This is a genomic window from Bacillus sp. 05T22, assembly GCF_056396765.1.
The window spans coordinates 1-25979 of record NZ_JBFTMC010000057.1; the positions used below are offsets into that span (position 1 = coordinate 1).

A 25979-nucleotide genomic window follows, 5' to 3' on the forward strand; every position below is an offset into this window, starting at 1 on the left:
GATCTATGCTACCACATACAGGACAAGATTCACCTTCATGAAGATGAAGAGCTAACATTCCTGCTTGTTCATTTAACCAACGATGCTCCATCTCTTCATATGCTTTAACTGCAACTTCCATCTTTTGATTTGCAACTTCTTTTTCTTGTTCATATTTTTGCTTTTCTTGCCAAACGTCATATGCTTGCTTTAGTACTTTTGCRTCTTCCCGCATATTTGTTAGCTCTTCTACTTTTGCTACATATTGCTCAAGTGCAACCTCTAGCTGTTGTAATTCTCCGGCAATTTGTTGTTTTTGAGAAATCTGTCCTTCTAGCTGTTTCTCAAACTTCTGAATACCTTCCTTCAATTTCCCACTTTGAAGTTCTGCCTGTTGCAATTTTGATTTTTTCTCTGCTAATGAAGCAATAATTGGCTGTAACTCTTCTAATCTTTGTACAGTTTTCTTACCTTCTTCACGAACAGACTCTTTACCCTTTAATTCTTCATATTTCTCATAAGCAAGTTCAAACGCCTTAACCGTCTTTTCTTTTTTTACAGATATTTGTTTCAATAATTGTTCAGCATTTTGTTCACTCTGTACCGCTTCTTCATACCATTGTTCAAATGGTAATAATCGTTTCGCTTGTTCAGCAAGTTTAAAACGTTGTTCTTCTGTTTCTATTTGTTCTCGATTTGCTTGTAAAACTGCTTGTTTCTCTTGTTTTTGCTGTAAATCTTTGAACTTTTCATTAATAGACTTAGCTGTATGAAAACGATCTTCGGTTTTTTTTAATTGCTGCGTTTGCAATGTTTGCTGCGCTTGTAATTGTTCAACTTCCGCCTCATAGCAATTTTTTTCTTGTTCAAGCGCTTCGACTACTTGGTGCGTATTTACATGTTCCTGTTGAACTACTGTCTCTAATAATGAATCATCTCGAACCGGTAATTTAAAAACATTACGGAAGTACAGTTCTCTTTCTTTTTGCTTTTCTTGTAAGACGTCTTTCCACTGTTTACGTTTTTGATCTAACAATTCACGCATTAATTTATAACGATCTGTTTTAAAAATACGACGTAAAATTTCTTCTTTATTTTCTGTTTCAGACGTTAATAGTTTTCGGAATTCTCCTTGCGGAAGCATAACAATTTGACTAAATTGATGTTTGCTAAGTCCGATTAAATCTTCAACCTTTTTGTTCACATCTGTCACATGAAAACGATCCACACATGGAACCTTCTCATCACCTATTACTTCATATAGCTCAACAGCATACCCTGTAACTGTTTTATTCCCTTGTTTTTTATGACCGAGCTGTCTTTTTATTTCGTATTGCTTTCCTTTCAACTGGAAGGTTAATTCTACACTTGTGTATATATTATCATCAGCAAATTGGCTACGTAGCATACTCGTATCACTACGTTCTTCTCCGCTCGCTTCCCCATATAATACATAACAAATCGCATCAAATATCGTTGTTTTCCCAGCTCCCGTATTTCCTGAAATAGCAAAAATACGGTGATCGCCAAGATCGCTGAAATCGATAACTTCTCGCTGTTTATACGGACCAAATGCGGTCATAATAAGCTGAAGTGGTCTCATCCTCGTTCACCTTCCCGTTCCTGCACTGTTTGTAATACGTCTAAGAAAAGACGTTCTTTCTCTTCTGATAAATCTGAGCCCTTCATTTCTCTATAAAAAGCTTTCAAAAGGGATAGATCATCTGTTTTATGTCTAGAAACAGTAACTTCATTGGTTTCTGTAAATTCTCGTCTTTGCATAGAACGTTCAACATGCATAGCATTTGGATATACAGAACGAATTTTTTCCATTGGCTGCAGTACAGGATTTTCATCTAATAACTTTACGAAGACATAATCTTCACTTGTTGGATACTTTAATAAATCATCTATTTTCGCTTCTACTGTTCGCATTTGGCGACGAGGTGTAAATAAACGCTTTTCTATTTCCACTTGACCTGTTTCGTCTAATTCCACAATATAATACCCTTTTTTATGCCGCTCTTCAGAAATAGAATACGCAAGTGGTGAACCAGAATAACGAATCGTTTCATTACGTACAAAGTGCGCTTGGTGCAAATGCCCAAGTGCTGTGTAATGAAACTTATCAAAATAATGACTATTTACGTATTCAGCACCGCCGATGGAAAGCGGACGCTCTGCATCACTCGTATTTTCTTCTGCTTCACCTGAAGAAGTGACAAATGCATGGCCTACAAATACGTGTCTTGCTTCTTGATTCATCGTTTCTGAAAGTTCATTCATGAAAATGCGCATCGCATCATCATGCGACCGAATATCTTCATTTTTCATCACATGTCTTACAATACTTGGATCCGCATATGGGATTAAATGAAAATGCACTTCCCCATACTTATCATGTAAAACAACTGGTTCATACGGAAATTGAAATTGGCCAACAATATGTAACCCTTGTTTTTTCATTAAACTGCTGCCAAAATGAATACGGTCTGGACTATCATGATTCCCTGCTACTGCAATTACTGGCGTTTGTAAATCAATCACTATCTTTTTTAATACATCATTTAGTAAATCTACTGCTTCTGTTGGAGGAATCGCTCGGTCATACAAATCACCTGCAATAATTACGGCATCTGGTTTTTCTTCTTCCACAGCTTGAACGAACTGATCTAATACAATTCGTTGATCTTCGGTCATATACACACCGTGAACAAGTTTTCCTAAATGCCAATCCGCTGTATGAAAAAACTTCATCTTTTCCTTCCTTTCTCTCTTTTAATTTACTGATTGTAATGAAACCAGTTGGTAGTTAAGTGTTGTCTTCCCATCTTCCCACTCTAACTTTTGAACGATTGCACTACCGATTCTTTCTTGATCAGATTTATATAAAGGTAACATTTCATCCACAGCAAATAAATGATAACCGTCTAATATTAATTGAAATATATTTTCTTCTATATGTAATCTCATTTCTTTTTCATTTGAAATAATCTTTGTATGCATCTCAAATTTCATATAAATACAACCCCTTTTCCAGTTCTCTATACTTTAATAGTATAGCGGCTATTCACGATTGACAAGTGAATACATGATGAAGAATTCACTTTCACACTCATTTTATTTTTTTATGTTATATGTATTTTTTAAATTATAATGCGGTATGTGAAATTAATAATGTTTCATGTGGATTTGAAATTAAGTCACGATGTTTAAAATAGAATCGCTGATGTCGCGTGACCGTTTGGAAAAGAAGAATGAGCTGAATGTTCTACAAGTTGAATGATTTTATATGATACAAAAAACAGTCCCAATAAAAATATGATTCAATAAGTTTATTAATATCCTAAAGTCAAAGCAATAATAGCTTAAAAAACAAGTATACAGAAAGCAATTTTAGAAAAGCAGGTAAACAGTAATATGAATTCACATCTTCAAATTCCGGTATAAATTGTTTAATTTCATAAAAATAAAAATGCCCTTTCAGGCATCTTTATTTTTGCAAATACTCTTTCATTATATAGTACAATACAGTTATTAAAACAATTGCTATAAAAAATGAGAATGATGCCACGATATACCCATCTTTATTTAACACATAACACAGTGAGATAGATAATATAAAAACCGGAAATACGAGACGTACTTTATCTTTAATTTCTTCTGTCGTATCTGTACGATGAAAATACTGTGTAATTCCTACCATGAGAGAAGACAAAATAATAACCGATAATAGCAAAGGCCCTGGCATTCCGATCTCCCCTTTCTCTACTCCTATTATATACAAACTCTCACTTCGTTAAAAGCAAGACAATTCAGTAAATACAACAAAGTGAAGTTGCTATCCATATTGAATTCATTCCAATTACTCATTTTCTTTCAAATTAAATATGGTATATAGTATTCCCTTCATTTTCAAGTTACAAACAATACCCCTACATTTTAAATGACTGATGTTGTAATATTCATTTTCATATGTTGAAATCCTGCAAATATAACTCGTCAAAATATGCACCATTCTAAAAAGTATCTAGTCCGACGTCTAAATGTCCATTTGTTTAGACAGTTAGACACTTTATTACTGGCATTTCTTCTTAATTAAGGACATTAAAACTGGCACGCTACTTGCAATATCAAATAAATTATAAAGGACATTTTAGCTTTTATCGAGAAATAAGAATGAGAAGATATATAAGAGGAGGATTCAAAATGACTGAAAATGTTTTATTTTCCATTCACAAAAATGGCGTCGCGTCAATCACTTTAAATCGCCCAAAAGCACTTAACTCTTTATCCTATGATATGTTACATCCGATTGGTCAAAAACTAAAAGAATGGGGAAAAGATGATCGTATTGCCGTAGTAATCTTGAAAGGTGCTGGCACGAAAGGATTTTGCGCTGGTGGTGATATAAAAACATTATACGAAGCACGTTCAAATGAAGTTGCGTTACAGCATGCTGAACATTTTTTTGAAGAAGAATACGAAATAGATACTTATATATATCATTATCCAAAACCAATTATTGCTTGTTTAGATGGAATTGTAATGGGTGGTGGCGTCGGTCTTACGAATGGGGCAAAATATAGAATTGTAACAGATCGTACAAAATGGGCCATGCCTGAGATGAACATTGGTTTTTTCCCAGACGTTGGAGCTGCTTATTTCTTAAACAAGGCTCCTGGGCAGACTGGTCGGTATGTTGCGTTAACAGCATCTGTTTTAAAAGCTGCTGATGTATTATATATAAAAGCTGCTGATCATTATATGCCATCGGAAACTTTACCTACTTTCCTAGATGCAATCGAAAAAGTAAATTGGCATGATCAAAATGTACATATCACTTTAAAAGAACTCATTAATAAATATGAAACAGCTCCTAGTGTAGAAAGTGAACTTGTTTCCTTATTAGAAGAAATTGATCAACATTTTTCATTCCATACAGTTGAAGATATCATCCATTCATTAGATAATGCTGACGGATCCTTCGCTTCAAAAACGAAAGAAACATTACTATCAAAATCTCCGTTCTCATTAAAAATAACATTAAAACAACTTATTGACGGAAAGGAAAAATCGATAGAAGAATGCTTTGCAACAGATCTCGTGCTCGCTAAAAATTTCATGAGGCACGAAGATTTCTTTGAAGGAGTACGTTCAGTCGTTGTCGACAAAGATCAAAATCCAAAGTATAAATATAAACAATTAAGTGATGTTTCAGATGAAGATGTCAATCGCTTCTTCAATCTGCTTAATGCCTAATCAAAAAGCTAGATGAAAGCAACCTATTTGCTGCTTCATCTAGCTTTTTTCTTTCTAGACATATGTATTATGTATCTTCATTATCAGAACGATGGAGGCGTTACAGCGAATAAAATAACGGCATCTTGATCAAATAGATTCTCCCATTTATGTTTCATATAAGAAGGGATTTTCACACTATCCCCGGGGTATAAAGTGTATATATCTTGCTGTAAATACAAGATAATCTGTCCTTCTAAAACATGGGCAATTTCCTCTCCTTTATGCTCTAAAAGTTTTTCGGAGGAAACAGAATTAGGTGGCAAAGTCATTAAAGATACTGCCAAAGCACCCGTTAAATCTGGTGATAATAATTCATAGGATAAATTTCCTACGATCATTTTTTTACGTGCATTCGCTCTTATAACTAGATCATCCGTGTTCGTATCTTCAATGAGAAAACTAAAAGTTGGAACTTCTAAAGCCTTGGCTAGCAATTTCAATGTTTGAATCGAAGGATTAGCTAATCCTCGTTCAATTTGACTTAACATAGAAGGTGTTATTTCTGCCATTTTAGCTAACTCTCGCATACTCAGCTCCTTATATTCCCGAAGCTCTTTCACCTTTTTTCCGATATTTATATTTTCCATACCTCATGCTCCTTCAAACAATATGATAGATATATTTTAACATACTTAAATTTTATTTATCATATCACTTAAATTGTGTTAAACTATTTTTAATTAAATTTTCTGAAAGATAAACACAGAAAGGTGGAGTGATTGTGGAGAACTATCTTCTTTTTATTATCATGTCTATTTGTCTTATTATTTTACCCGGGCCCGATACTGCAATGGCTACAAAAAACACTCTTACTTCAGGAAAAATAGGAGGTGTAAAAACGGTTTTCGGCACATGTATCGCCCTTTTAATTCATACTTTAGCTGCTGTAATTGGGCTTTCCGCTATTATTGTTAAATCTGCTTTCTTATTTTCTATTTTTAAATATGTTGGTGCCATTTATCTAGTCTATTTAGGAATAAAAGCACTTCTATCTTTAAAAAGCAAAAACAGCATAGATACAAATGAGTTACCTATGAAACATGCAGATGAAAACAGCTCTTGTTTTCGCCAAGGGTTTCTTACTAATCTTTTAAATCCTAAAGTCGCTGTATTCTTTTTGACCTTTTTACCACAATTTTTAAATCCTAACCATAATACATTCATTCAATTTCTAACCATGGGTCTTACCTATCTCGTTTTAACCGCGATATGGTTTGCCTTTTATATCTTCTTAATTGATAAAATCAGTGTTTTCATGAAAAAACCAGCTACCCAAAGATACATCCAAGGACTTACTGGTATTGTATTAATTGGATTTGGTATCAAATTAGCTTTTGAAAAGAATAGTTAACGATGAAAAGTACACCCCTCTCTAATGAGAGGGGTGTACTTTTTGTACATGTAACAAGTTACATGTATATGCTATTCATCTATTAAAACCAGCGCTCTGTCACAACTTTTTTACGTGTATAGAATTGAACACCGTCTGTTCCATTTGTTCCAAGATCACCATAGAAGGATGCTTTATTTCCAGCAAATGCGAAGAATGCCATCGGTGCTGGAACGTTAACGTTTACGCCAATCATTCCTGCATCGATATTATCACGGAATGTTTGCGCATGTTTACCGCTTGATGTATAAATAACTGCACCATTTGCAAATTTGGATTGATTTGTAAGTTTAATGCCTTCTTCTAAATCTTTTACTCTCACAATACTTAAAACTGGAGCAAAAATTTCATCTTGCCAAATTTTCATATCTTGATTCACACCATCAAAGATTGTTGCTCCAACAAAATATCCTTCACGGGCTTCTTCATTAATTTTACGACCATCTACTAATAAAGCAGCCCCATCTGCTACACCACTATTAATATAGCCTAGTACACGCTCTTTATGAGATTCACGAATTAATGGACCTACATAATTATCTTCATGGAAACCATCGCCAACTTTTAATTTACGTGTTTCCGCTACTAGTACATCAATAAACTCATCAGCAATTTCATCCACAACAGCTACAACAGAACATGCCATGCAGCGCTCTCCACTGCTCGCAAATGCAGAACCAATAACACCTTGTACTGTTTTTTCAAGATTGCAATCTGGCATAACAATCGCATGATTCTTCGCTCCTGCGAGCGCTTGTACTCGTTTTCCATATTTTGTTCCTGTTTCGTATACATAGCGTGCAACTGGCTCAGATCCAACAAATGAAACCGCTTGAATGTCCTTATTTTCTAGAATGCTATTTACAACGTCTTTTCCGCCTTGCACTAAATTTAAAACTCCTTTTGGGAAACCTGCTTCATAGAATAACTCTACCAGTCTCTCAGCTAAAAGCGGTGTTCTTTCAGACGTTTTTAATACGAATGTGTTACCGCAAGCAATTGCTAATGGGAACATCCATAATGGAATCATCATCGGGAAGTTAAACGGTGTAATACCAGCAACAACTCCAATTGGGTAACGCCAAATCGAACCATCAATTCCACCTGCAATGTTCGGGAGTGCTTGCCCCATCATTAAATTTGGTGTTGATGTTGCCAATTCTACAGCCTCAATACCACGCTGTACTTCACCACTCGCATCCTTTAATGTTTTTCCATTTTCTAATGTGATAATTTTCGCAAGCTCATCTTTATTTTCTTGTAAAAGTTGTAAATATTTGTATAGCTGTCTTGAACGATTTGGAACCGGCACTTTAGACCATGTTTCATAAGCTGCTTTTGCAGCTTCAACAGCACGCTCCACATCTTCTTTTGGAGAAAGCGGAACATAAGCGATTATTTTCCCAGTTGCAGGATTTGGAACAGCTTCAACTTCCGTACCAGTAGATTCTACCCATTCACCATTAATATGATTTTTCACTCGTTTAATTTCWGTTGTAATCATTGTATTCGCTCCTTTTTTATTGTTATAAGTTCGAATTGTTTCTCACAATTTATAATTCGACGCTATAACCATTCATTATTCATGACTAGAGATTACTTGTTCACTTATCTTCTTATATAAAGCAGCCATGTCTTTTTCACCATACCCCGCTTTACCCGCTTCATCATACAAGTTCAACAGCATTTCACTTACTGGTAAGTGAAGTTCACTTTCTTTTGCTAAATCAACCGCAAATCCTAAATCTTTCTTTAATAGATTTACAGTAAAACCTGGCTCATAGTTTTCTGGTGCAATAAAGCTTTTATAGTTGCGCTCATAAATTCTACTTTGTCCGTAACTCACATTTAAAATATCAAACATTTTCTCTAAATCCATATTGTTTTTCTTCGCTAAAGTCAAAGCTTCACTTACACCCGCTGTGTAGAAACCTATCAATAAGTTATTAATAAGCTTTACAGTCGTGCCACTATCAATTTGTTCACTTACATGAAACACATTTGCCCCTAATACTTCCATCACTGGTAAACCTTTTTCATATACTTCTTTTGATCCACCGACCATAAAAGTTAATGTGCGATTTTCTGCTCCAATCACCCCACCACTAACCGGTGCTGCTAAGAAATCTACTTTTTTATCATTAGCAGCTTCTGCTAATCTTTTATTCAATTGCGGTGCTACTGTACTGGTATCAATTAGAACAACATTCGGATGACTATTCTCAATTAAACCCTCTTCTCCAAAATAAACCGCTTCCACAGCTCGCGGAGATGGTAAACTTGTAAAAATCAAATCACATGTTTCTGCCAAGTTTGCAATTGATAAGCCGATGATTCCTCCATCTTTCTCAAAAGAAGCCTCAGCATCTTTATTTAAATCGACGCCATATACAGTGTAATTTGATTTAACTAAATTTTTAGACATTGGAAGGCCCATATTACCTAAACCAATAAAACCAATCTTTTTCATATTGTTCTCCTCCTATTTAAACAATATATTTTCCGCGATTTATAATGGCTTTTGCAATTTCTCTCTTTTTCATAAATATGTTCGTATATAGAGGTATTGACAGTTGACGAATTTCATCTAGAATAGCGTTTCTATTTTGCTCTTCTTGTACTGCTGCAGAAAGAAGAACCATTGCCGCTGATTCTACTTTACGATACCCTTCCTCACAAAGAACATCTGTTACGAACTGTTTTGTACGTTCTTTTTCTTCACCATTTTTACTCACTGCTTTCTTCGTACGTAAAAATGCTGATTCCATTACATACACATCTTTCAACATGTCTGCTAATACGCGTGAATATTCTTGTTCTTGCTCGATTTTCAATTTAGGAGTTTGAGATAGCGTTTTCAAAGATTGCTTCAATAACTGTTTCGATAATAAAATATAACGATGGTTTCGTTCTATATTTTCAAATGTGCCTTCGTCTACTTGATCTCCTATTTGCTTCGTTTGTTTCATTAACATTTTCGCAACTGTTAAGCGGTTAATTTCATTCGTTCCTTCAAATATACGGCTAATTCTAGCATCACGATATAATCGTTCTACTTCATATTCTTGCATATAACCGTAGCCACCATGAATTTGTACAGCTTCATCCACAATATTTCCTAGTGTTTCCGAAGCATTCACTTTATTAATGGCACACTCCATTGCAAATTGAGACATTTTCTGCATGATGCTGCCATCCCCATTTGTCTCATGAATTGCCTCGTCAATTACGCCTGCTGTTCGATAAGCTGCACTCTCTGCACCGTATGTAGCGATAATCATATTTGCAATTTTCTCTTGAATCATCGTGAAATCAACTAATTCTGTTTGAAACTGTTTTCGTTCTTTTCCGTATTGAACAGATAAACCAATTGCTTGTTTTGCTGTTCCAATATTTCCAAAAGCGAGTTTCAATCTAGCGAAATTGAGGATATTAAGGGCTACGTGATGACCCTTTCCAACTTCCCCTAATACATTTTCAACTGGAATTACAACATCCTCTAAAATGAGTGTCGCAGTCGAAGATCCTTTAATGCCCATTTTCTTTTCTTCTAAGCCAATTGAAACACCTTCACATGTTCTTTCGACAATAAATGCTGTCATTCCTTTATTTGTCTTTGCAAAAACAACATATACATCAGCCATATGAGCATTTGTAATCCACTGCTTTTCCCCATTTAATTTCCAAGTTGTTCCTTCTTCATTTAATACAGCGCTTGTTTTTGCACTTAATGCATCTGATCCAGCATTAGGTTCTGTTAATGCATACGCTCCAATCCATTCGCCTGATGCAATTTTAGGTAAGTATTTTTCCTTCTGCTCGTTTGTGCCATAGTATATATATGGCAATGTTCCTACACCAGCATGAATATTAAAGGAAACACTAAATGCTCCTGCATATCCCATCTTTTCTGCTACAAGGCCAGAAACTGCCTTTCCTAATTCGAACCCACCATATTCTTCTGGTACCTCTATACTTAACAACCCAAGTTCTCCGGCCTTTTCAAACAACCCGCGAGAAACTTGATAATTGTGCTGCTCGATATTTTCAATTTGAGGAACAATTTCCTGTTTAACAAACTGTTCTGTTGTTTTTGCGATTAAATCTTCATCACCTGAAAAATCTTCCGGTGTAAAAAAAGTTGTATTAAGRTTCTTATTCAGCGAAAAAAATTCGTCCCATTGCAACTTTGTTTTCTCCATCTGTATCCCCCTATCATTTCGGTCTTCATTTTCTTTATATGCAAAATCTATGCCAAACTAAAAACTTGATAGAACCTGGGCTAAATAAATAGAAAACGTAAAACTGTTTAGACAGTTTTACACTGTTTATAACAATTTGTCTAGATTTTGAATCGTGATAATTTGTTATAAAGAGTCGCCCTAGAAATCCCTAACAATGCTGCTGCCTTTGACTTATTCCCTTTTGCTTCTTTTAAAACGCGTTCAATTAATCCTCGCTCTTCCTCTTCACGTACCACTTTCATCGCTTCTTGCTTTGCTGGTAAAGACTGAATCATAGGTACTAATTTCTTCTGTTCCATATCCCGATAATAGAATTCTTCTGGTAAATCCTTAGCTCGTATATGTACATCATCCGATAGTGCAAATAGTCTTTCCAACACATTGATTAATTCCCGAACATTTCCTGGCCAATTGTAATGGAACATAAGGCGTAATACTTCTTTATCAAGTGTCTTTTCTTTAGCACCATACATTTGACATAACTTTTGTAAATGTTCTTCGACAATGAGTGGGATGTCTTGCTTTCGAAAACGAAGTGGTGGAATATGAATCGGAATAACATGAAGACGATGATATAAATCTTCTCTAAATGTACCTTCTCTAACCATTTGTTTTAAATCTTTATTTGTCGCTGCAATTAGCCTAAAATCAACTGGAATTGGATGCGTACCACCAATTCTTTCTATCTCCCTTTCTTGTAAAACACGTAAAATTTTCACCTGTGTTAATAGAGACATATCACCGATTTCGTCTAAAAATAACGTGCCATGATTCGCAAGTTCAAACTTCCCTGCTTTCCCGTTCTTTTTCGCACCTGTAAAAGCACCTTCTGCATAACCAAACAGTTCGGATTCTAGTAAATTATCAGGAATAGCAGCACAGTTCACACTGATAAATGGACCGTTYTTTGTTATACCTGTATCATGTATAGCTCTTGCAAATTGCTCTTTACCAACACCACTTTCTCCAGTAATTAACACAGACGCTTTCGACCCAGCTGCTTTTCGAGCCATTTTTTTCGTTTCAGAAATCGTCTGACTTTCTCCAAGAATATCTTCGAATCGAATTTGCTTCTTCTTCGGTTTAGAAAATAACGGTTTGACAGCACTATCTTTTTGATCAAACCTCTCTAGTATTTTATAAATATCTGAAATCCCTTCATGAATAAGCATGCCTACAGCACCTATCACTCTTCCTTGCTTCCAAATCGGCATCCGATGCACAACTAAATTTTGTCCTTGCAAACGATGCACTTGATTTCTTTCTGGTACCCCTGTTTTTAATACAACTGGAAGCCTCGTATTCTCAATTACATTTTCGGCCAGTTGTCCAATTGCTTCTTCTTTTGATACTCCAACAAAGCGGCTATACGTATTCATTAAACATTTGAATGACGCCGTTTTCATCCACAATCGCAATGCCTTCATACGCAGTGTCGAAAGACAAACGAAACCATTCAATTAATTGTTGTGATTCTTTTAATTGCTGTTTTAGAAACTTTTGAAAAGCGAAAAGTTCAGGCTTGTCTATGATTCCTACAAGTACTCCATCTTGTTCAGTTGTCACATAAAATGGTGTATCCTGTAATTCGTTCATAGTTGTTTTCATACTACCCTTATTAATAGAATTAGTGACAATCATATGAACTAACATACTTTTATCACTTTTTTGTTGTATCCACTGAATACAATCTGTCAGTTTTACAATGCCAATCATTTGCTTTCCATCTAGCACAGGAAGTTCATCCTTTGATATTTTAATAAGAAGTTTAACTGTTTCAGTAATCGTATCGTTACTTCTCACAAACTGGAAATCTTGCTGCATCCATTTTTCTACAGAGAAATCTTTTGTAGAACTCATATCTTCTCACCTCTTGTATACAACAATTCAAATCATATAAAAAGGCGATGAATTCTCACATCAAGCAGTTGTTCTTGCCCAAGATGTCCCATCATCGCCTTTCTTCTCTGTTCTATTGATCTTCAGATAAAACTGTTTTTGCAATTCCGTTATCTAATTCCTCAAAATCATGATACGAAATTGTTTCATACAATTCACTTCTCGTTTGCATGTTAGATAGCCCTTCTTTTTGTGAGCCTGTTTCTTTAATTAGCATAAACACACGCTCATATGCTTTTGCTGCAACGCGAAGTGATGTAACCGGATAAATCACCATTTGGAAGCCCATATTTGCAAATTCTTCTGCACTATAATATGGAGTTTTCCCAAATTCAGTCATGTTCGCAAGCAACGGAACATTTACTTTACTGTTGAACAAACGGAATTCTTCTTCGGATTGAAGTGCTTCCGGGAAAACAGCATCTGCACCTGCTTTTACATAAGCAATCGCTCTTTCAATTGCTGCATCTAATCCTTCTACACCGCGAGCATCTGTACGTGCTACAACAACAAGTGTTGGTGCTACTTCTTTAATCGCTTTAATCTTCTGTACTAATTCCTCAGTGGAAACAAGTTTTTTTCCATTTAAGTGTCCACATTTTTTCGGTAATTGTTGATCTTCAATTTGGACAGCGGCTACATTTGCTTCCACCATCTCTACAGCCGTTCTTGCTACATTTAACACTCCACCAAATCCTGTATCAATATCGACAAGAAGAGGTAAGTCCGTTGCTCTAACAAGATCTCTTGCTCTGTCAGCTACTTCAGTAGACGTTACAATACCTAAATCTGGCAAACCCTTACTTGCTGTATAAGCAGCTCCCGATAAATAAAGAGCTGAAAATCCAGTGTTTTTTGCAACAAGAGCAGCCATTGCATCATGAGCACCAGGGATTTGTAAAATTTCAGGTGCCTCTACTAAAGCTCGGAATCGATTAGCAAGCTCTTCTTGTGTTGACGGTTTATTCACAACCCAAGCCATTCTTATTCCCCCTATACTTAAATTAAGAAAAGATCTACAAATTCATTTACATTCATATTTTCTAACTTTTCTTCATTCAAACAAGCTTCATGAATTTTTTCTTGTTGTTTATTAGAATAATGAACAGCCATATTTGCAGAAAACTTTTGAACAACCTTTGGAATCGCTTCGTCTCTACGGAAACGGTGACCTAATGGGTATTCACAYTCYACRTTTTCTGTTACWGTWCCATCTTTAAAATGAACTTGAACAGCGTTGGCGATTGAGCGCTTGTTCGGATCAAGGTAATCCAAACTATACTGTTTATTTTCTACAACAACCATCTTATTTCGTAATTCATCTACACGAGGGTCAAATGCAACTTCATCCTCATAGTCATCTGCAACGATATCGCCTTTTAATAGACCAATTGCAGTAATGTATTGTAAGCAATGATCGCGGTCAGCTGGGTTATTTAATGGACCTTCTTTATCAATAATACGAACCGCCGATTCATGTGTTGTAATTGTAATACGGTCAATTTCCTCTAATCGCTCTTTCACTTCTGGATGTAATTTCACTGCGCATTCTGCAGCTGTTTGAGCATGGAATTCTGCTGGATATGATACTTTAAACAATACATTTTCCATTACATAAGAATCTAAAGGTCTTGCTAATTTTAGTTCCTGCTTATTAAATAATACATCTTGGAATCCCCATCCTGGTGCAGATAATGCCGTTGGATAACCCATTTCACCTTTTAATGCAGTAAGTGCAAGGTAAACACCACGGCTTGTTGCATCCCCAGCTGCCCATGACTTACGTGAACCTGTATTTGGGGCATGACGATATGTACGAAGACTAGAGTTATCAATCCATGCATGAGACAATGCGTTAAAGATTTCTTCACGCGTGCCACCAAGCATTTTTGTAACAACTGCTGTTGTCGCTACTTTTACATATAATACATGGTCAAGACCAACGCGGTTTAAACTATTTTCTAATGCAAGTACACCTTGGATTTCATGGGCTTTAATCATCATTTCAAGTACATCGCGTACTTTTAATGGTTCTTTTCCTTCTGAAATACGAACGCGGCTCACATAATCCGCAACAGCTAAAATTCCACCTAAATTATCAGACGGGTGTCCCCATTCTGCAGCAAGCCATGTATCGTTATAATCCAGCCAACGAATCATACATCCAATATTAAAAGCACCGCGTACTGGATCAAGTACAAATGATGTTCCTGGTACACGTGTACCATTTGGCACAACTGTTCCTGGTACAACTGGTCCAAGGAGTTTCGTACATTCAGGATATTGCAGCGCTAAAATTCCGCATCCAAGCGTATCAAGTAACACATAGCGTGCTGTGCTAAATGCTTCTGAGCTCGTCACCTCTTTATTTAATACATAATCCGTAATCTCTTCTAAAATTGCATCTTTTTGTTTAATTTCATTTGTTTTAATCATGCTATCCTTCCCTTTCTGTCGAAAATTCGTTATTATTGAGGATGGGTGTCAGTCAAACACCCACCTGGCGGGCGGCCTTAACAACTCCCCAGTTGTTTTTATTTGCTAAGCACATGTCGCTCGCCGATATAATTTACACGTGGGCGGAACAAGCGATTGTTTGTATGCTGTTCAATAACATGCGCACATAAGCCTACTGTTCTAGAACTGAAAAAGATTGGCGTGTACAGTTGAATTGGAATACCTAACATCCAATATACTGGAGCTGCATAATAATCTAGATTCGGATAGATTCCTTTTTCCTTCTCCATAATTTTCTCTCCAGCTTCACACATTTCATATAATGTATAATCACCTTTTACATCACATAACTGTTTTAAAGCTTCTTTCATCATGAGTGCTCTTGGATCCATCTTCTTCATGTAGACGCGATGTCCAAATCCCATGATTTTTTCTTTGTTATATAATTTCTTTTGCAGTAACTCTTCAAATTTCTCAACATTTCCAGCTTCTAACAGCATGTACATAACTGCTTCATTTGCACCGCCATGTAGGCTTCCTTTTAAGGATGCGACTGCTCCTGTTAAAGCACCATATAAGTCTGATTGCGTAGATGCGATAACGCGAGCTGTGAATGTAGAGTTTGGCATTTCATGTTCACTATATAAAACTAAAGAGCGGTCGAAGATTTTCTCTTCAAGCTCAGTCGGTTTTTTACCAGTTAACATATAGAAGAAATTCGCACTATACGATAACTCCTGAAGCGGCCCGATCGGCTCTTCATTGTTTAAAATATGATAACTGTTCGCAACAATATTTGGCACTTTGCTTAACAATTTATAACCACGACTTTTGTTTACTTCTAGCGAACGGTTTTCAATATCGTTATCATAACCAGCTAATGCTGATACACCTGTACGTAACCCATCCATCGGGTGCGTTTCTTTTGGCAATGCTTTTAAAACATTGAATACACCTTCTGGTACTTCATATTCTTCCTTCAATTTCTTTTCAAGTTTTTCCTTTTCATCCTCATTTGGTAGATGTTCTTCTAATAAAAGGTGCACAATGTCTAAATAACCTTTTGTCTTTGATAGTTCAATTAAGTCATATCCTTGAATAACAATTTCACCTTTTACCGTATCGAGAAACGAAATTTTCGTCTCCGCTGCGACTACACCATCTAATCCCGGGGAAAATTTTTCTTCAGCTTTCATTATCATTTCCTCCAATCCTAATAGATCTTCGTGCACATAACTGTAAGCCTTTACAACATTGTGAACTACATTTCTATTTCAATGTATCAGAGTTTTTAGAAGATTTCAATTTATTTTATAATGATAAGTTTCCTATACTTTTCCTGCTGTAATAAAATTGTTTTTTAAGAATAACGTCTAAGTTTTTTATCAAAAAGCCCGTTGTCCCTTCTCTTTCTTTTAAACCGAAATATATTGATTTTCAATAAAATTCCATATAAAGCTTATACAACAAACAATTTACTCCGTATATTTATTATCTTTTTTCAGCACACAAAAAAGCGAGTTGTACATATACACAACTCGTTCACACTTATTTTATATATCGATATTAATTAAATACAATTTTTATATAAAATATTTTCATTTTTAATAAAATTATTATTTTACATAGTTAAATTCAATTTCGTCCATTTTCTTATGATAACTTACTACTAAATCATAGTCCCGAAAATACCAAATATCGTCGGAATCGACAAAAAAATTGAATGCCATCCTGTTCAACAGATGCGGCTATATCTTCTGACACCTCAAAAGCCACTCCTAAAGAATAACTAGGCTGAATGGTGCTATTATCTCCATATAAAAACTCATAAAAGGTATTATTTATTACAATCATATTGTATCTTTTTATACAGGAACTTCCTTCCATAAATAGATGTGTTTTTATAAAAAAAGTCCACCATCTATAGTTGGAGTTAGTCTTTCGACGTAAGAATGTCCAAGCTATTCTCTAAGAGTYTTCATATTATAAGGTATCAAACAATAGGTGGTGAGAATTATAACGCATATTATTGATTTTCAAGCTATTCAGCCACGTAGTAAAACAAATGCAAGACAACCAATTCCAATTGACCATTCTCCAAAAAGAAATACAGTTGCTCAGTTACGAGTAAATATTCCACGTAGAGACTCCCGTGACAACACAGTAGAATTAATCACAACAGTTGGAGTTGAAGGAGTTACAAACATCGCTCAAATCGTATTTCGTATTTTCCGCGATAATACTGAGATTTTCAACACTCAAGTTGGGATAGAATCCACTGATTCAGAACAATTTTACGCTGTAACCTTCCAAGCAATTGACAAAGATCTAAGATCCGGAACTCATGTTTACACGCTTACTGCTGAAAATATGACTGCTGGTGCCGAAGCTGCAATAGTAGGTCCGGTTTCTTTTAGCGCGTTAGCTATTGGCAACGACCACGATTGCCGTTAATGAAACTACTACAATATCTAAATGTCTTTCAACAAGAAAGAACTCATTTTTGTTCTTTCTTGTTCTTTTTTATATACATTCTATACTCTGTAAAAATTTGCGTGCACATTTGCAGCTCGTGCAAGAATATACTGCTATATAATACGATTTAGGGGTGATTCTTTTATGTATTTATTTCCAACAAGAATTGCCGTTGTAGCCCCAGTTGCCTCTCCTTCTGTCCATTCTGTTCCCGTTCATACAGCAACTTCTGATGTTGGCATTGAACTCCCAGCAACTTGGCAGCAATATCAATTATCAGGTGGAGCAACACCTTCATTTTGGCATCACGGCACACCTCCTAGTGGCACTACCTATTATGGTCATCCTCCCCATTCTCCGTATCCACCTCTCCAGATTTTCTATCATTTCCCATCAATTTATTTTCAAAATTTTTATGGGACCTTCAACATTTGAACATATATATTCTTCAATTTCATATAAAGTATTTTTATACATGATAGCATACAAAAAAACACCTAAGTTACCGATCAATCTCCGGTATCCTAGGTGTTTTTCATACACTTTTATATGATTGAAACTTTAAAAAACATTATATTTATTGACCACCATTTGGAGTTGCCTCTCCTTGACCATTTCCATTGCTCGGTTGTGTTGCATTTTCTTGGCCGTTTCCACCGCTTGACGGAGTTGTGTTCCCCTGGCCATTTCCGCTGCCTGGCGGGGTTGTATTCCCTTGGCCATTTCCACTGCCTGGTGGAGTTGTATTTCCTTGGCCGTTTTCACTGCCTGGTGGAGTTGTATTTCCTTGGCCGTTTCCATTGCTCGGCGGAGTTGTATTCCCTTGACCATTTCCATTGCTCGGCGGGGTTGTATTCCCTTGATCATTTCCACCTTGATTATTTGTTGCATTGWCTTCATTTTGTTTATTTTGATCATTATTTTGCTTATTTTCTTCACTTTGTTTTTGCTCTTGTTGTTTTTTATCTCCATCTGTTTGTTGCTGCTGTTCTTGCTGTTTATTTTGACCATCATTTTTCTGCTGTTCACTTGAGTTTGAATTTGACGTGCTCGGATTTGGAGAAGAATCTCGTTTTGCACCTTTCACACGTAATTCATCACCCTCTTGAACAACACTACTTGGCGCCTTAAAGCGTGACGTATTTGTTCCAAATTTACTCATCATTTCTTTAAAAATCTGTTGTGCAATTTTCGTATTTTTGCTGCTTATATAATCTTCAGGACTATCTTTCATATATCCAGTCCAAACTGCCATTGTATACTGCGGTGTATAACCCGCAAACCAACTATCACGCGATGCACTAGATGGTATACCATATTTCGATATTTGTTCAGATGAATAGTTTGTTGTTCCTGTTTTACCTGCCACATCTAAAGAACTTACATTAGCTGCTGTACCAGTACCAGAACTCACAACAGAACGTAGCATATCTGTAATCATATACGCTGTATAATCTTCCATAACACGTTTCGATTTTGGTTCAAAACTTTGTGACTTTCCATCAGGATAAACCACTTTTTTAACAAAGTGTGGTTTTGTATATTTACCATCATTACCAAATGTAGCATATGCTCCTGCGATTTCAGTTGGCGATACTTCATTTGTACCAATTGCTGTTGACTCAACTGCATCTTTTTTAAATGGAATACCTAAGCTTTCTGCAAAGCTTTGTGCTTTACTTAATCCTACCTCTTTTGCTGTTTTAATTGCTGGTATGTTACGAGACCATTTAAGAGACTCACGCATTGTTATCATACCTTTATACGTTTTATCAGCATTTTGAACCTGTTGTCCTGTCGAATATTTATATGCTGAATCATCGAGTTGATGATAAGTTGGCCATTTTAAATATTCAATTGCTGGACCATAGTCAAAAATTGGCTTCATTGTTGAACCTGCTGAACGATCTAGTTCAATTGCCATATTATGCCCTTTGAATGTCGCTTTATTTTCACCACGTCCACTACCTATAGCGCGAATTTCTCCAGTTTTTGTATCCATAAATGTAAAAGCACCTTGGAATTTATCATTTGGATAACTAATAATATTTTTGTTTAAAAGATCATCAGCATATTTCTGCGCTTCTGGGTCTAAAGTTGTGTAAATAGATAACCCATCAGATCCAACGTTTGCATCTGGTAACTCTTTCTCTACTTCCTTCACAACAGCGTCTATAAATGCTGGATATGGCATTTCTGTAACTTCTTTAGGAGGAAGTAGTCCGTCGGTTACAGGGACCTTCGATGCTTCTTCCATTTGTTTTTTMGAAATATATCCATGTCGATTCATTAAATGTAAGACAACATTTCTACGCTCTGTTGCCCGCTCTACATTTTGCGGTTTTGTTGGATCATAAATACTAGGGCCTTTTGGTAGTCCTGCAAGCATCGCAGCCTGTGGTAAAGTTAAGTCCTTTAATTCTTTTCCATAATAGTTTTCAGCTGCTGTTGCAATACCATATGAGCGGTTCCCTAAATTAATCTTATTTAAATACATCTCTAATATTTCATGTTTTGAATATTGCTGTTCTAACTTATAAGCTAAAAATATTTCTTGTGCCTTACGCTTAGGGGTTTTATCCATAGACAAGAAATAGTTTTTAATAACCTGTTGGGTAATTGTACTTCCGCCTTGTGAGCCATAATTCCCAGTAAGGCTGACTAAAACAGCACGTGCAGTCCCTTTGAAGTCAACACCACTATGATCATAAAAACGTGCATCCTCTGTAGCTAAAAATGCATTTTCTATTAATTTAGGTACTTGATCATACGTAATATTTGTTCGTTTCTCTTTCCCATATTCATATACCAGCTTTTTATCTTTATCATAAATTTTTGCTGATAATGGATTGACAAGCTTTTCTTTTTCAAGTTTCGGAGCATCTTTTATCATAATGAAAAAAGTAGTTACTCCTCCTACGAGCGCCACGATTCCAAGTATTAAACATCCAATTAAAAATTTACGAAAAAACGATGTTTTACCTTTCGTTTTTTCTACATTAGCACTTGGTTGCTTTTTCTTTTGTACTTGTCTTCGCTCTTCTCGAGAACGATAATTTTCTGACATCTTGCTTTCTCCTGCCTTTCAATTCTCCCGTTGATTTACACGAAAATGAAACCAACATCTTGATTTCACCTCAACAAATAAGCCTATATACTTTGGACAACTATTTTCCCTCTATCTTTCTAATAATACTTACATGTAACACATATAATATAAGAGGTTGGCTTTCATTTTTCTTTTGGCATAAGTTAATTCGAAAATTTTAAACAGCAAAGTATAAAAAACATATAACCTCGTATAAATAATATACTTTTTTTTCATTTGGTCAAACTTTTTTATTTGAAAAACTATTACTAGTAAATCAATAGTGAAATAAAAATATCACACCAATATGAATTTCGTGTGAACTCACAATAAACTACGCAATCACAAAAACAGTACTATATAAATACAAATTGAAAAACCGACATAAAACCTTTCTTTTTTAGATAAAAGAGAGCATCCGGCCATGCATAGAAGCGATCAGACCCTCTTCCTACCCCATAGAAAATGAGTGCAGGCCACCCTTTGTTCTTCATAGCAGCGACTTATATGTTTGAAAATCAAAATGGATATATAATATGCAATGTATAGCATCTAAGTATTATAATTCTATAAATTAGCAGGATTTTCCTTTCTTAACATCTAAACATATTAAAGAAGGGAGATGAACTAACATGACTTTTTATCCAGTAATTTCCAAAAAAATAGTCGCTGTAGGTTATAATCCATCATCTATGATTTTACGAATTGAATTCAGAATTGGCACATATGATTTTTACGATGTACCAGAAAGTATATACACAGGATTACGAAACGCGCAATCCAAAAGCTATTATTATAACACCTATATTAGAAATTCCTATCGTCACACCAAAATTTAATCAGTAAGGTTCCTCATTCTCCTAACTTCTTTTCTTGCACTGACTTTCGAAGTAGTAATATTACTGTCTGCAAATAGCATGATAAATAGGAAGCAATTTATATCATTGTATAAATGATTATCTTATGTAAAACAAAAATGGTATTACATTGTTTATCGAATGTAATACCATTTTTTAAATTTAAATATAGCTTCCAATACTACTTGATCACTACTTGCTCCTCTTTAATCCAGCTGCTTTGTCCAATATCAATAGCACCATCTTTTCTTGCCCAAACACGATAAGAACTTGAACCATCAATCACACCTTTAAAATTTATACATTCAGGTTCTGCATAATAATTAATCCCATATCCAACGGGGGAGTTTGAATATGCATAGAACCACTCTATATCAAAGTGCTCTAATTTCGTCCACTGTTGCTCGTTTCCTAATTTAATCATATCCTTATCTCCACCACCCCAATATCCTTCAAAAATTAGATACGGAATTTTATTTGTGATATGTCCAGTAAATATAGGCTCTTCAGGATTCTTATATAGATTAATTCCGTAACCTTCAGGGTATTTCGAAATAGCAATTCCAATACCTACTGGTTGTCCTAAATTGTCCTGCACCTGACTTGTACCATCTATAAACCATGAAAGTGACTTATCGCTAACTAAATAATTCAAATCAACTTTTCCTATCCCGTCAATATTTCCTGTTTCAGTATATTGCCATATATCACATGGATATGCTGGTTTATTACCACCATAGCGCGGAATCCAAAGGAAATCCGCTCTCACCCCACTTAAACCATACTTATTATACATGTGATGACCTACGTACAATCCAACTTTCCAACCCGCAGCTTTACAAGTATCAATAAACGCTTGGGATGCTTCAGCTAACTGATCAGGACCACAACTTTTTAACGTATCATCTTCAACATCAAGAACAAGAAATTTAGCGTCAGCACTCGCTCTTGCCATAAAATCTTTCGCTTCTACAATTGCATCTTTAACAGAAACATAACAACCATAAGCATATGCTGCATGTGGAATACCACGTTGTTCCAGATTCGTTACATAGCTTGTATACCGCTCATCAACTGTTCTCGAACCATACTGTACACGGCATATTGCAAGATCAATCTGAAGTGCTACCACATCCCAATCGATATTAACATTCCACTTAGAAATATCAATAATATGTTTGTCCATTATTCATCTCCTCCTTTTGTAATATCACATTTAAATACTTAGAGAAATACTTCAATCTCCCCTCCAACTTGTCCATATACTTGATCGATTCCGACAATATGAATATAGTAGGAATCGATTAAAATAGGTGTGCGTTTTACCAGTTCGATTTAATACTTTATCGAACGATAAAGTGAAACTTTAATCAGTGGGGAGCTTACTACCCGCGAATAGAGGGATAAATTAAATATTCAATCAAGATATAAAATGTTATATAACGCCCTATCATGACTCAGTTATATACCTTCTATAAAAACAATTTTCATCGTACACTTTTTAAGAAACAATCCTAACAATTACTTACCACTATACTTATAGTAGTAAATATCTATACTAAACATTGGTAATATTCAATACAAACATTATCAATTAACTATATGAATCAACTATGTTACATTAATACCACGGTTACTATTACCGTTAAATCCTTGCTCCCTTCAAGGATTTAACATACTCTCCTAATCCAATATGTATAAAAGAAAAAAGAATCTGTAACAGATTCTTTTTTCTTGCTACAACTTAAAAGAGTTTAACAAGAACATATAAAGCATGACTCCCCAGCATTTTTTCTCTTTGTCGAATCCCAAGAATTGATAACCGTTTTTCAGTAAATCTTTATCTTTTGGTAAATCCACACTTATATTTTCAACTGCTATACTTTACCTCCAAATACTCGGTGAATGACTCTGTTTGATTTTGAACAGAATGAATTTCGTATTAACTTATACTTTTTACAAATACACTCTTTAATTTTTTTCGAAAATGAATACCTAACGTAATGGCTACAATGATTATCGCTCCGAAGATAATTTTCCCCATGTGCTGTCCAAGCACTTCAAATATATCATGTAAGTTTCCTCCTAACCAATAGCCACCGATTAAAAAGAAAGATACCCAGAATAGAGCACCAGAGTAGATCGTTATGGCAAAACGACGGAGGGGTAAATTAATAATCCCTGCAAAGTAACCAGTAAAATGACGTACGCCTGGGACGAAAAATCCAATAAAGATAAGGAAATATCCATATTTATCAAACCACATTCTCGTTAAATCAATTTTTCTTTGTGTTAAAAATACATATTTTCCATATTTCTGTACAAAAGGCATACCAAGTTTATTGCCTAAAAAGTACTGAATTGTCATCCCAACGCTTGTACCAATAAATGATAAAATAATTAAAAGTAGTAATTCTAAATCTCCTTTATGTGCCAAATAACCCGCATACACTAACGTCGGCTCCCCTGGAAACGGAAATGCAATATATTCTAACAATGTTCCAACAAGTACTACATAGTAGCCATATTGCTGAAATAATTCATAAACCCATTCCATGTTGTTTTCTCCTTTTTTTCTACAGCATTAATTACGTACAATAACTAGTGATTACACTGGCGTTCGTAGGAATCTCGGCATTTCAATGCTGAGTAGTTCCAAGCCTTTACTGAGAGCGATAATTAAGAAAATAGAAGTTCACCCTAACCATAAAGGTATAAAGTGGAAAACCGTATCACAAATAAGGGATACGGTTTTTACTATTATTTAAAAATCATAACAGTATTAAAATATATTAAGTTTTGCCTTCATTGAAGCCAAATGCTTCGCCAATCAATTTTTTAATAGACTCATAATCTTCTTTAACTAGACTTCTGTATATTACTTTATCCATCTTTGTAAACTCCCTTTTATATAAGTGAATTTTCATTTCGTATGTAAATATCTTATAATAAATAATAATAATGTCTCCTCTAAGAGGAGAGTCAACGGTAATATTAGAAAAAATATAAAGGAAGTGATTAGGGTGAAAAACTTATTTTCTATTGGAGAAGTTGCTAAAATAAAGGACATTACCATAAAAGCGTTAAGATATTATCATAAAATGGGATAACATTAATGCAAAAAAACGATATTCTTTTTGTAGGAATTTACAGAAAGAATATCGTTAGACCCAAACTGCTCTTAGATTACTAACAACAAAAGACAAGCCTATATGCTAAGTGGTTTTTGACTACAGTATTCAAAAACGCATAGGCTCACGCCTAAGAACATTCATCTCTCACCTAAAATTGTTGTTTCACACCTTCACATTTTTGAAGAAGGAGTCTCCTGTCGAAACAYGATAGATTGTTTTGAATTACATCATAATCTGTCATTGAACTGTCCATGTAGATCTCTATGTCTCTATCAAATGATTTTTGTATTAGAACCTGAATTTTTTACCTTTGATATTTTTTCCAGTCTTAAAACCGATTTAGAAAATTCTAAAAATACATTGAGGATCTTTGAGAAACTAACTTTCTTATAATTATGCTTGCTATTTCCTCGATGTTTTCATGTAGAAAGAAATGCTTACCTTCAAAAGAGTGGAATGTACACATTTTATTTGTGTATTGCTCCCATTTTTTTACCTCTTCATATGAAGTTAATTCATCATTTTTTCCATTTAAGATCAGAAAATCAATGTCACATACTTGTATATTATTATTATTATGTATATATGTCTCTACGATTTTAAAATCCGCTCTTAGAATGGGGAGAAAAATTTCCATTAATTCTTCTGATTGAAACACCTCGGATGGTGTACCACCCATAGCAATAACTTCATTTTTAAATTGTTCATTAGGTAGATTGTGTCGGATATCTTTTATTTTGCTATTTGGATGATTTCTACCAGACAAAACAAGAAACTCAGGTAATACGTCATTGGAAATTTGTATTTTCTTGGCTAATTCATAGGCGATCAAACTTCCCATGCTATGTCCATATAGAATATATGGTGAATTATTTAGCTGCTTAATAATAATTTTATAGACATCATTTACAGCCTCTTCAATACTATGATAAAGGCTTTCTTCAATTCTATATCCCCTACCGGCTAACTCTATAGGGATTACTTCAATAAATGGATTAAAGTATTTTTTCCATTTTGAGTAATTAAACGCAGATCCCCCAGCATGTGGCAAACAAAAAAGTTTAATCTTCGTCATTACTGTCTCCCTCGATTAAAATTTGTTTATATTCTGGCAAATTGTATAAATATCTTTAATTATTATCTCCTTTGGTA

The 25979-nt window shown here is 35.0% G+C and carries 20 protein-coding genes and 4 pseudogenes; 6 read left to right on the top strand and 18 right to left on the bottom strand.

What is annotated here, in order from left to right; all coding sequences use genetic code 11:
- The 4 genes from AC1DIT_RS16930 to AC1DIT_RS16945 form a co-directional block, all read right to left on the bottom strand.
- On the bottom strand, positions 1-1582 hold a 1582-nt coding region (locus tag AC1DIT_RS16930; RefSeq protein ID WP_476998306.1), incomplete at its 3' end, for an AAA family ATPase.
- The gene (locus tag AC1DIT_RS16935; protein WP_003197609.1) at positions 1579-2736 is read right to left on the bottom strand and encodes an exonuclease SbcCD subunit D; all 1158 of its coding nucleotides are present in this window, start codon (positions 2734-2736) and stop codon (positions 1579-1581) included. The genes AC1DIT_RS16930 and AC1DIT_RS16935, both read right to left, overlap by 4 nt.
- A 21-nt stretch (positions 2737-2757) precedes the next feature.
- Positions 2758-2997 carry a DUF2584 family protein gene (locus tag AC1DIT_RS16940; RefSeq protein WP_016114814.1) on the bottom strand — a complete coding sequence of 80 codons (240 nt, stop codon included), beginning with the start codon at positions 2995-2997 and terminating at the stop codon, positions 2758-2760.
- Between the two features lie 475 nt (positions 2998-3472).
- On the bottom strand, positions 3473-3730 hold the full coding sequence (locus AC1DIT_RS16945) for a hypothetical protein (protein ID WP_003197605.1): 258 nt from the start codon (positions 3728-3730) through the stop codon (positions 3473-3475).
- A gap of 458 nt (positions 3731-4188) precedes the next feature.
- On the opposite strand from AC1DIT_RS16945, the gene AC1DIT_RS16950 reads away from it, so the two are divergent.
- The gene (locus tag AC1DIT_RS16950) at positions 4189-5241 is read left to right on the top strand and encodes an enoyl-CoA hydratase/isomerase family protein (protein ID WP_016114813.1); all 1053 of its coding nucleotides are present in this window, start codon (positions 4189-4191) and stop codon (positions 5239-5241) included.
- A gap of 83 nt (positions 5242-5324) precedes the next feature.
- Here AC1DIT_RS16950 and AC1DIT_RS16955 read toward each other — a convergent pair whose 3' ends face one another.
- A complete protein-coding gene (locus AC1DIT_RS16955) occupies positions 5325-5870 on the bottom strand; it encodes a helix-turn-helix domain-containing protein (RefSeq protein ID WP_003197601.1) in 546 nt (181 codons plus the stop codon).
- Positions 5871-6001: 131 nt separating this feature from the next.
- Between AC1DIT_RS16955 and AC1DIT_RS16960 the strand changes: the two genes are divergently transcribed.
- On the top strand, positions 6002-6634 hold the full coding sequence (locus AC1DIT_RS16960; protein ID WP_033671189.1) for a LysE family translocator: 633 nt from the start codon (positions 6002-6004) through the stop codon (positions 6632-6634).
- Positions 6635-6716: 82 nt separating this feature from the next.
- On the opposite strand, the gene AC1DIT_RS16965 is transcribed toward AC1DIT_RS16960, so the two are convergent.
- From AC1DIT_RS16965 to AC1DIT_RS17000, 8 genes and pseudogenes are all read right to left on the bottom strand, one after another.
- On the bottom strand, positions 6717-8177 hold the full coding sequence (locus AC1DIT_RS16965; RefSeq protein ID WP_016114811.1) for a CoA-acylating methylmalonate-semialdehyde dehydrogenase: 1461 nt from the start codon (positions 8175-8177) through the stop codon (positions 6717-6719).
- A gap of 75 nt (positions 8178-8252) precedes the next feature.
- Positions 8253-9143: an NAD(P)-dependent oxidoreductase gene (locus tag AC1DIT_RS16970; protein WP_003207149.1), complete on the bottom strand. Its 891-nt coding sequence runs from the start codon at positions 9141-9143 to the stop codon at positions 8253-8255.
- 16 nt (positions 9144-9159) lie between these two features.
- A complete protein-coding gene (locus AC1DIT_RS16975) occupies positions 9160-10875 on the bottom strand; it encodes an acyl-CoA dehydrogenase family protein (protein ID WP_016132802.1) in 1716 nt (571 codons plus the stop codon).
- Between the two features lie 140 nt (positions 10876-11015).
- A pseudogene (locus AC1DIT_RS16980) lies at positions 11016-12777 on the bottom strand (sigma 54-interacting transcriptional regulator).
- 112 nt (positions 12778-12889) lie between these two features.
- Entirely contained in the window at positions 12890-13798 is a 909-nt protein-coding gene (prpB, locus tag AC1DIT_RS16985; RefSeq protein WP_006094816.1) for a methylisocitrate lyase, read from the bottom strand.
- 17 nt (positions 13799-13815) lie between these two features.
- Positions 13816-15252 carry a 2-methylcitrate dehydratase gene (gene prpD, locus AC1DIT_RS16990; RefSeq protein WP_016114807.1) on the bottom strand — a complete coding sequence of 479 codons (1437 nt, stop codon included), beginning with the start codon at positions 15250-15252 and terminating at the stop codon, positions 13816-13818.
- 98 nt (positions 15253-15350) lie between these two features.
- Complete coding sequence (gene mmgD, locus AC1DIT_RS16995; protein WP_016114806.1) at positions 15351-16469, bottom strand: citrate synthase; 1119 nt, start codon at positions 16467-16469, stop codon at positions 15351-15353.
- Between the two features lie 420 nt (positions 16470-16889).
- Positions 16890-17091: pseudogene (locus tag AC1DIT_RS17000) on the bottom strand (HesB/YadR/YfhF family protein); the annotation flags it as partial.
- A 198-nt stretch (positions 17092-17289) separates the two neighbouring features.
- On the opposite strand from AC1DIT_RS17000, the gene AC1DIT_RS17005 reads away from it, so the two are divergent.
- Together AC1DIT_RS17005 and AC1DIT_RS17010 are read left to right on the top strand one after the other, a co-directional pair.
- A complete protein-coding gene (locus AC1DIT_RS17005; protein WP_033671187.1) occupies positions 17290-17727 on the top strand; it encodes a hypothetical protein in 438 nt (145 codons plus the stop codon).
- Positions 17728-17892: 165 nt separating this feature from the next.
- Complete coding sequence (locus AC1DIT_RS17010; RefSeq protein WP_003197573.1) at positions 17893-18183, top strand: hypothetical protein; 291 nt, start codon at positions 17893-17895, stop codon at positions 18181-18183.
- A 142-nt stretch (positions 18184-18325) separates the two neighbouring features.
- Here AC1DIT_RS17010 and AC1DIT_RS17015 read toward each other — a convergent pair whose 3' ends face one another.
- Entirely contained in the window at positions 18326-20815 is a 2490-nt protein-coding gene (locus AC1DIT_RS17015) for a transglycosylase domain-containing protein (protein ID WP_476998307.1), read from the bottom strand.
- A gap of 653 nt (positions 20816-21468) precedes the next feature.
- On the opposite strand from AC1DIT_RS17015, the gene AC1DIT_RS17020 reads away from it, so the two are divergent.
- Positions 21469-21675: a KTSC domain-containing protein gene (locus AC1DIT_RS17020; RefSeq protein ID WP_016132798.1), complete on the top strand. Its 207-nt coding sequence runs from the start codon at positions 21469-21471 to the stop codon at positions 21673-21675.
- A 199-nt stretch (positions 21676-21874) separates the two neighbouring features.
- Here the strand turns inward: AC1DIT_RS17020 and AC1DIT_RS17025 are convergent, their stop codons facing one another.
- From AC1DIT_RS17025 to AC1DIT_RS17035, 3 genes and pseudogenes are all read right to left on the bottom strand, one after another.
- A complete protein-coding gene (locus AC1DIT_RS17025; protein ID WP_016114802.1) occupies positions 21875-22879 on the bottom strand; it encodes a GH25 family lysozyme in 1005 nt (334 codons plus the stop codon).
- 756 nt (positions 22880-23635) lie between these two features.
- Positions 23636-24250, bottom strand: coding sequence for a DedA family protein (locus AC1DIT_RS17030; RefSeq protein WP_016114801.1), 615 nt, complete (start codon positions 24248-24250; stop codon positions 23636-23638).
- Positions 24251-24497: 247 nt separating this feature from the next.
- Positions 24498-24584, bottom strand: a pseudogene (locus AC1DIT_RS17035) (GNAT family acetyltransferase); the annotation flags it as partial.
- Positions 24585-24686: 102 nt separating this feature from the next.
- Between AC1DIT_RS17035 and AC1DIT_RS17040 the strand changes: the two are divergent.
- Positions 24687-24800: pseudogene (locus tag AC1DIT_RS17040) on the top strand (MerR family DNA-binding transcriptional regulator); the annotation flags it as partial.
- Between the two features lie 376 nt (positions 24801-25176).
- Here the strand turns inward: AC1DIT_RS17040 and AC1DIT_RS17045 are convergent.
- On the bottom strand, positions 25177-25902 hold the full coding sequence (locus AC1DIT_RS17045) for a thioesterase II family protein (protein ID WP_016114799.1): 726 nt from the start codon (positions 25900-25902) through the stop codon (positions 25177-25179).
- Positions 25903-25979 lie beyond the last annotated feature (77 nt).

What these genes read in the sequence shown, in the direction of transcription:
- AC1DIT_RS17020 (WP_016132798.1), top strand. Translation starts at nt 21,469, where the DNA reads ATGACTTTTTATCCAGTAATTTCCAAAAAAATAGTCGCTGTAGGTTAT.
- AC1DIT_RS17030 (WP_016114801.1), bottom strand. Translation starts at nt 24,250, where the DNA reads ATGGAATGGGTTTATGAATTATTTCAGCAATATGGCTACTATGTAGTA.
- AC1DIT_RS17010 (WP_003197573.1), top strand. Translation starts at nt 17,893, where the DNA reads ATGTATTTATTTCCAACAAGAATTGCCGTTGTAGCCCCAGTTGCCTCT.
- prpB (WP_006094816.1), bottom strand. Translation starts at nt 13,798, where the DNA reads ATGGCTTGGGTTGTGAATAAACCGTCAACACAAGAAGAGCTTGCTAAT.
- AC1DIT_RS16950 (WP_016114813.1), top strand. Translation starts at nt 4,189, where the DNA reads ATGACTGAAAATGTTTTATTTTCCATTCACAAAAATGGCGTCGCGTCA.
- mmgD (WP_016114806.1), bottom strand. Translation starts at nt 16,469, where the DNA reads ATGAAAGCTGAAGAAAAATTTTCCCCGGGATTAGATGGTGTAGTCGCA.
- AC1DIT_RS16935 (WP_003197609.1), bottom strand. Translation starts at nt 2,736, where the DNA reads ATGAAGTTTTTTCATACAGCGGATTGGCATTTAGGAAAACTTGTTCAC.
- AC1DIT_RS17045 (WP_016114799.1), bottom strand. Translation starts at nt 25,902, where the DNA reads ATGACGAAGATTAAACTTTTTTGTTTGCCACATGCTGGGGGATCTGCG.
- AC1DIT_RS16945 (WP_003197605.1), bottom strand. Translation starts at nt 3,730, where the DNA reads ATGCCAGGGCCTTTGCTATTATCGGTTATTATTTTGTCTTCTCTCATG.
- AC1DIT_RS16940 (WP_016114814.1), bottom strand. Translation starts at nt 2,997, where the DNA reads ATGAAATTTGAGATGCATACAAAGATTATTTCAAATGAAAAAGAAATG.
- AC1DIT_RS16955 (WP_003197601.1), bottom strand. Translation starts at nt 5,870, where the DNA reads ATGGAAAATATAAATATCGGAAAAAAGGTGAAAGAGCTTCGGGAATAT.
- AC1DIT_RS16970 (WP_003207149.1), bottom strand. Translation starts at nt 9,143, where the DNA reads ATGAAAAAGATTGGTTTTATTGGTTTAGGTAATATGGGCCTTCCAATG.
- AC1DIT_RS17025 (WP_016114802.1), bottom strand. Translation starts at nt 22,879, where the DNA reads ATGGACAAACATATTATTGATATTTCTAAGTGGAATGTTAATATCGAT.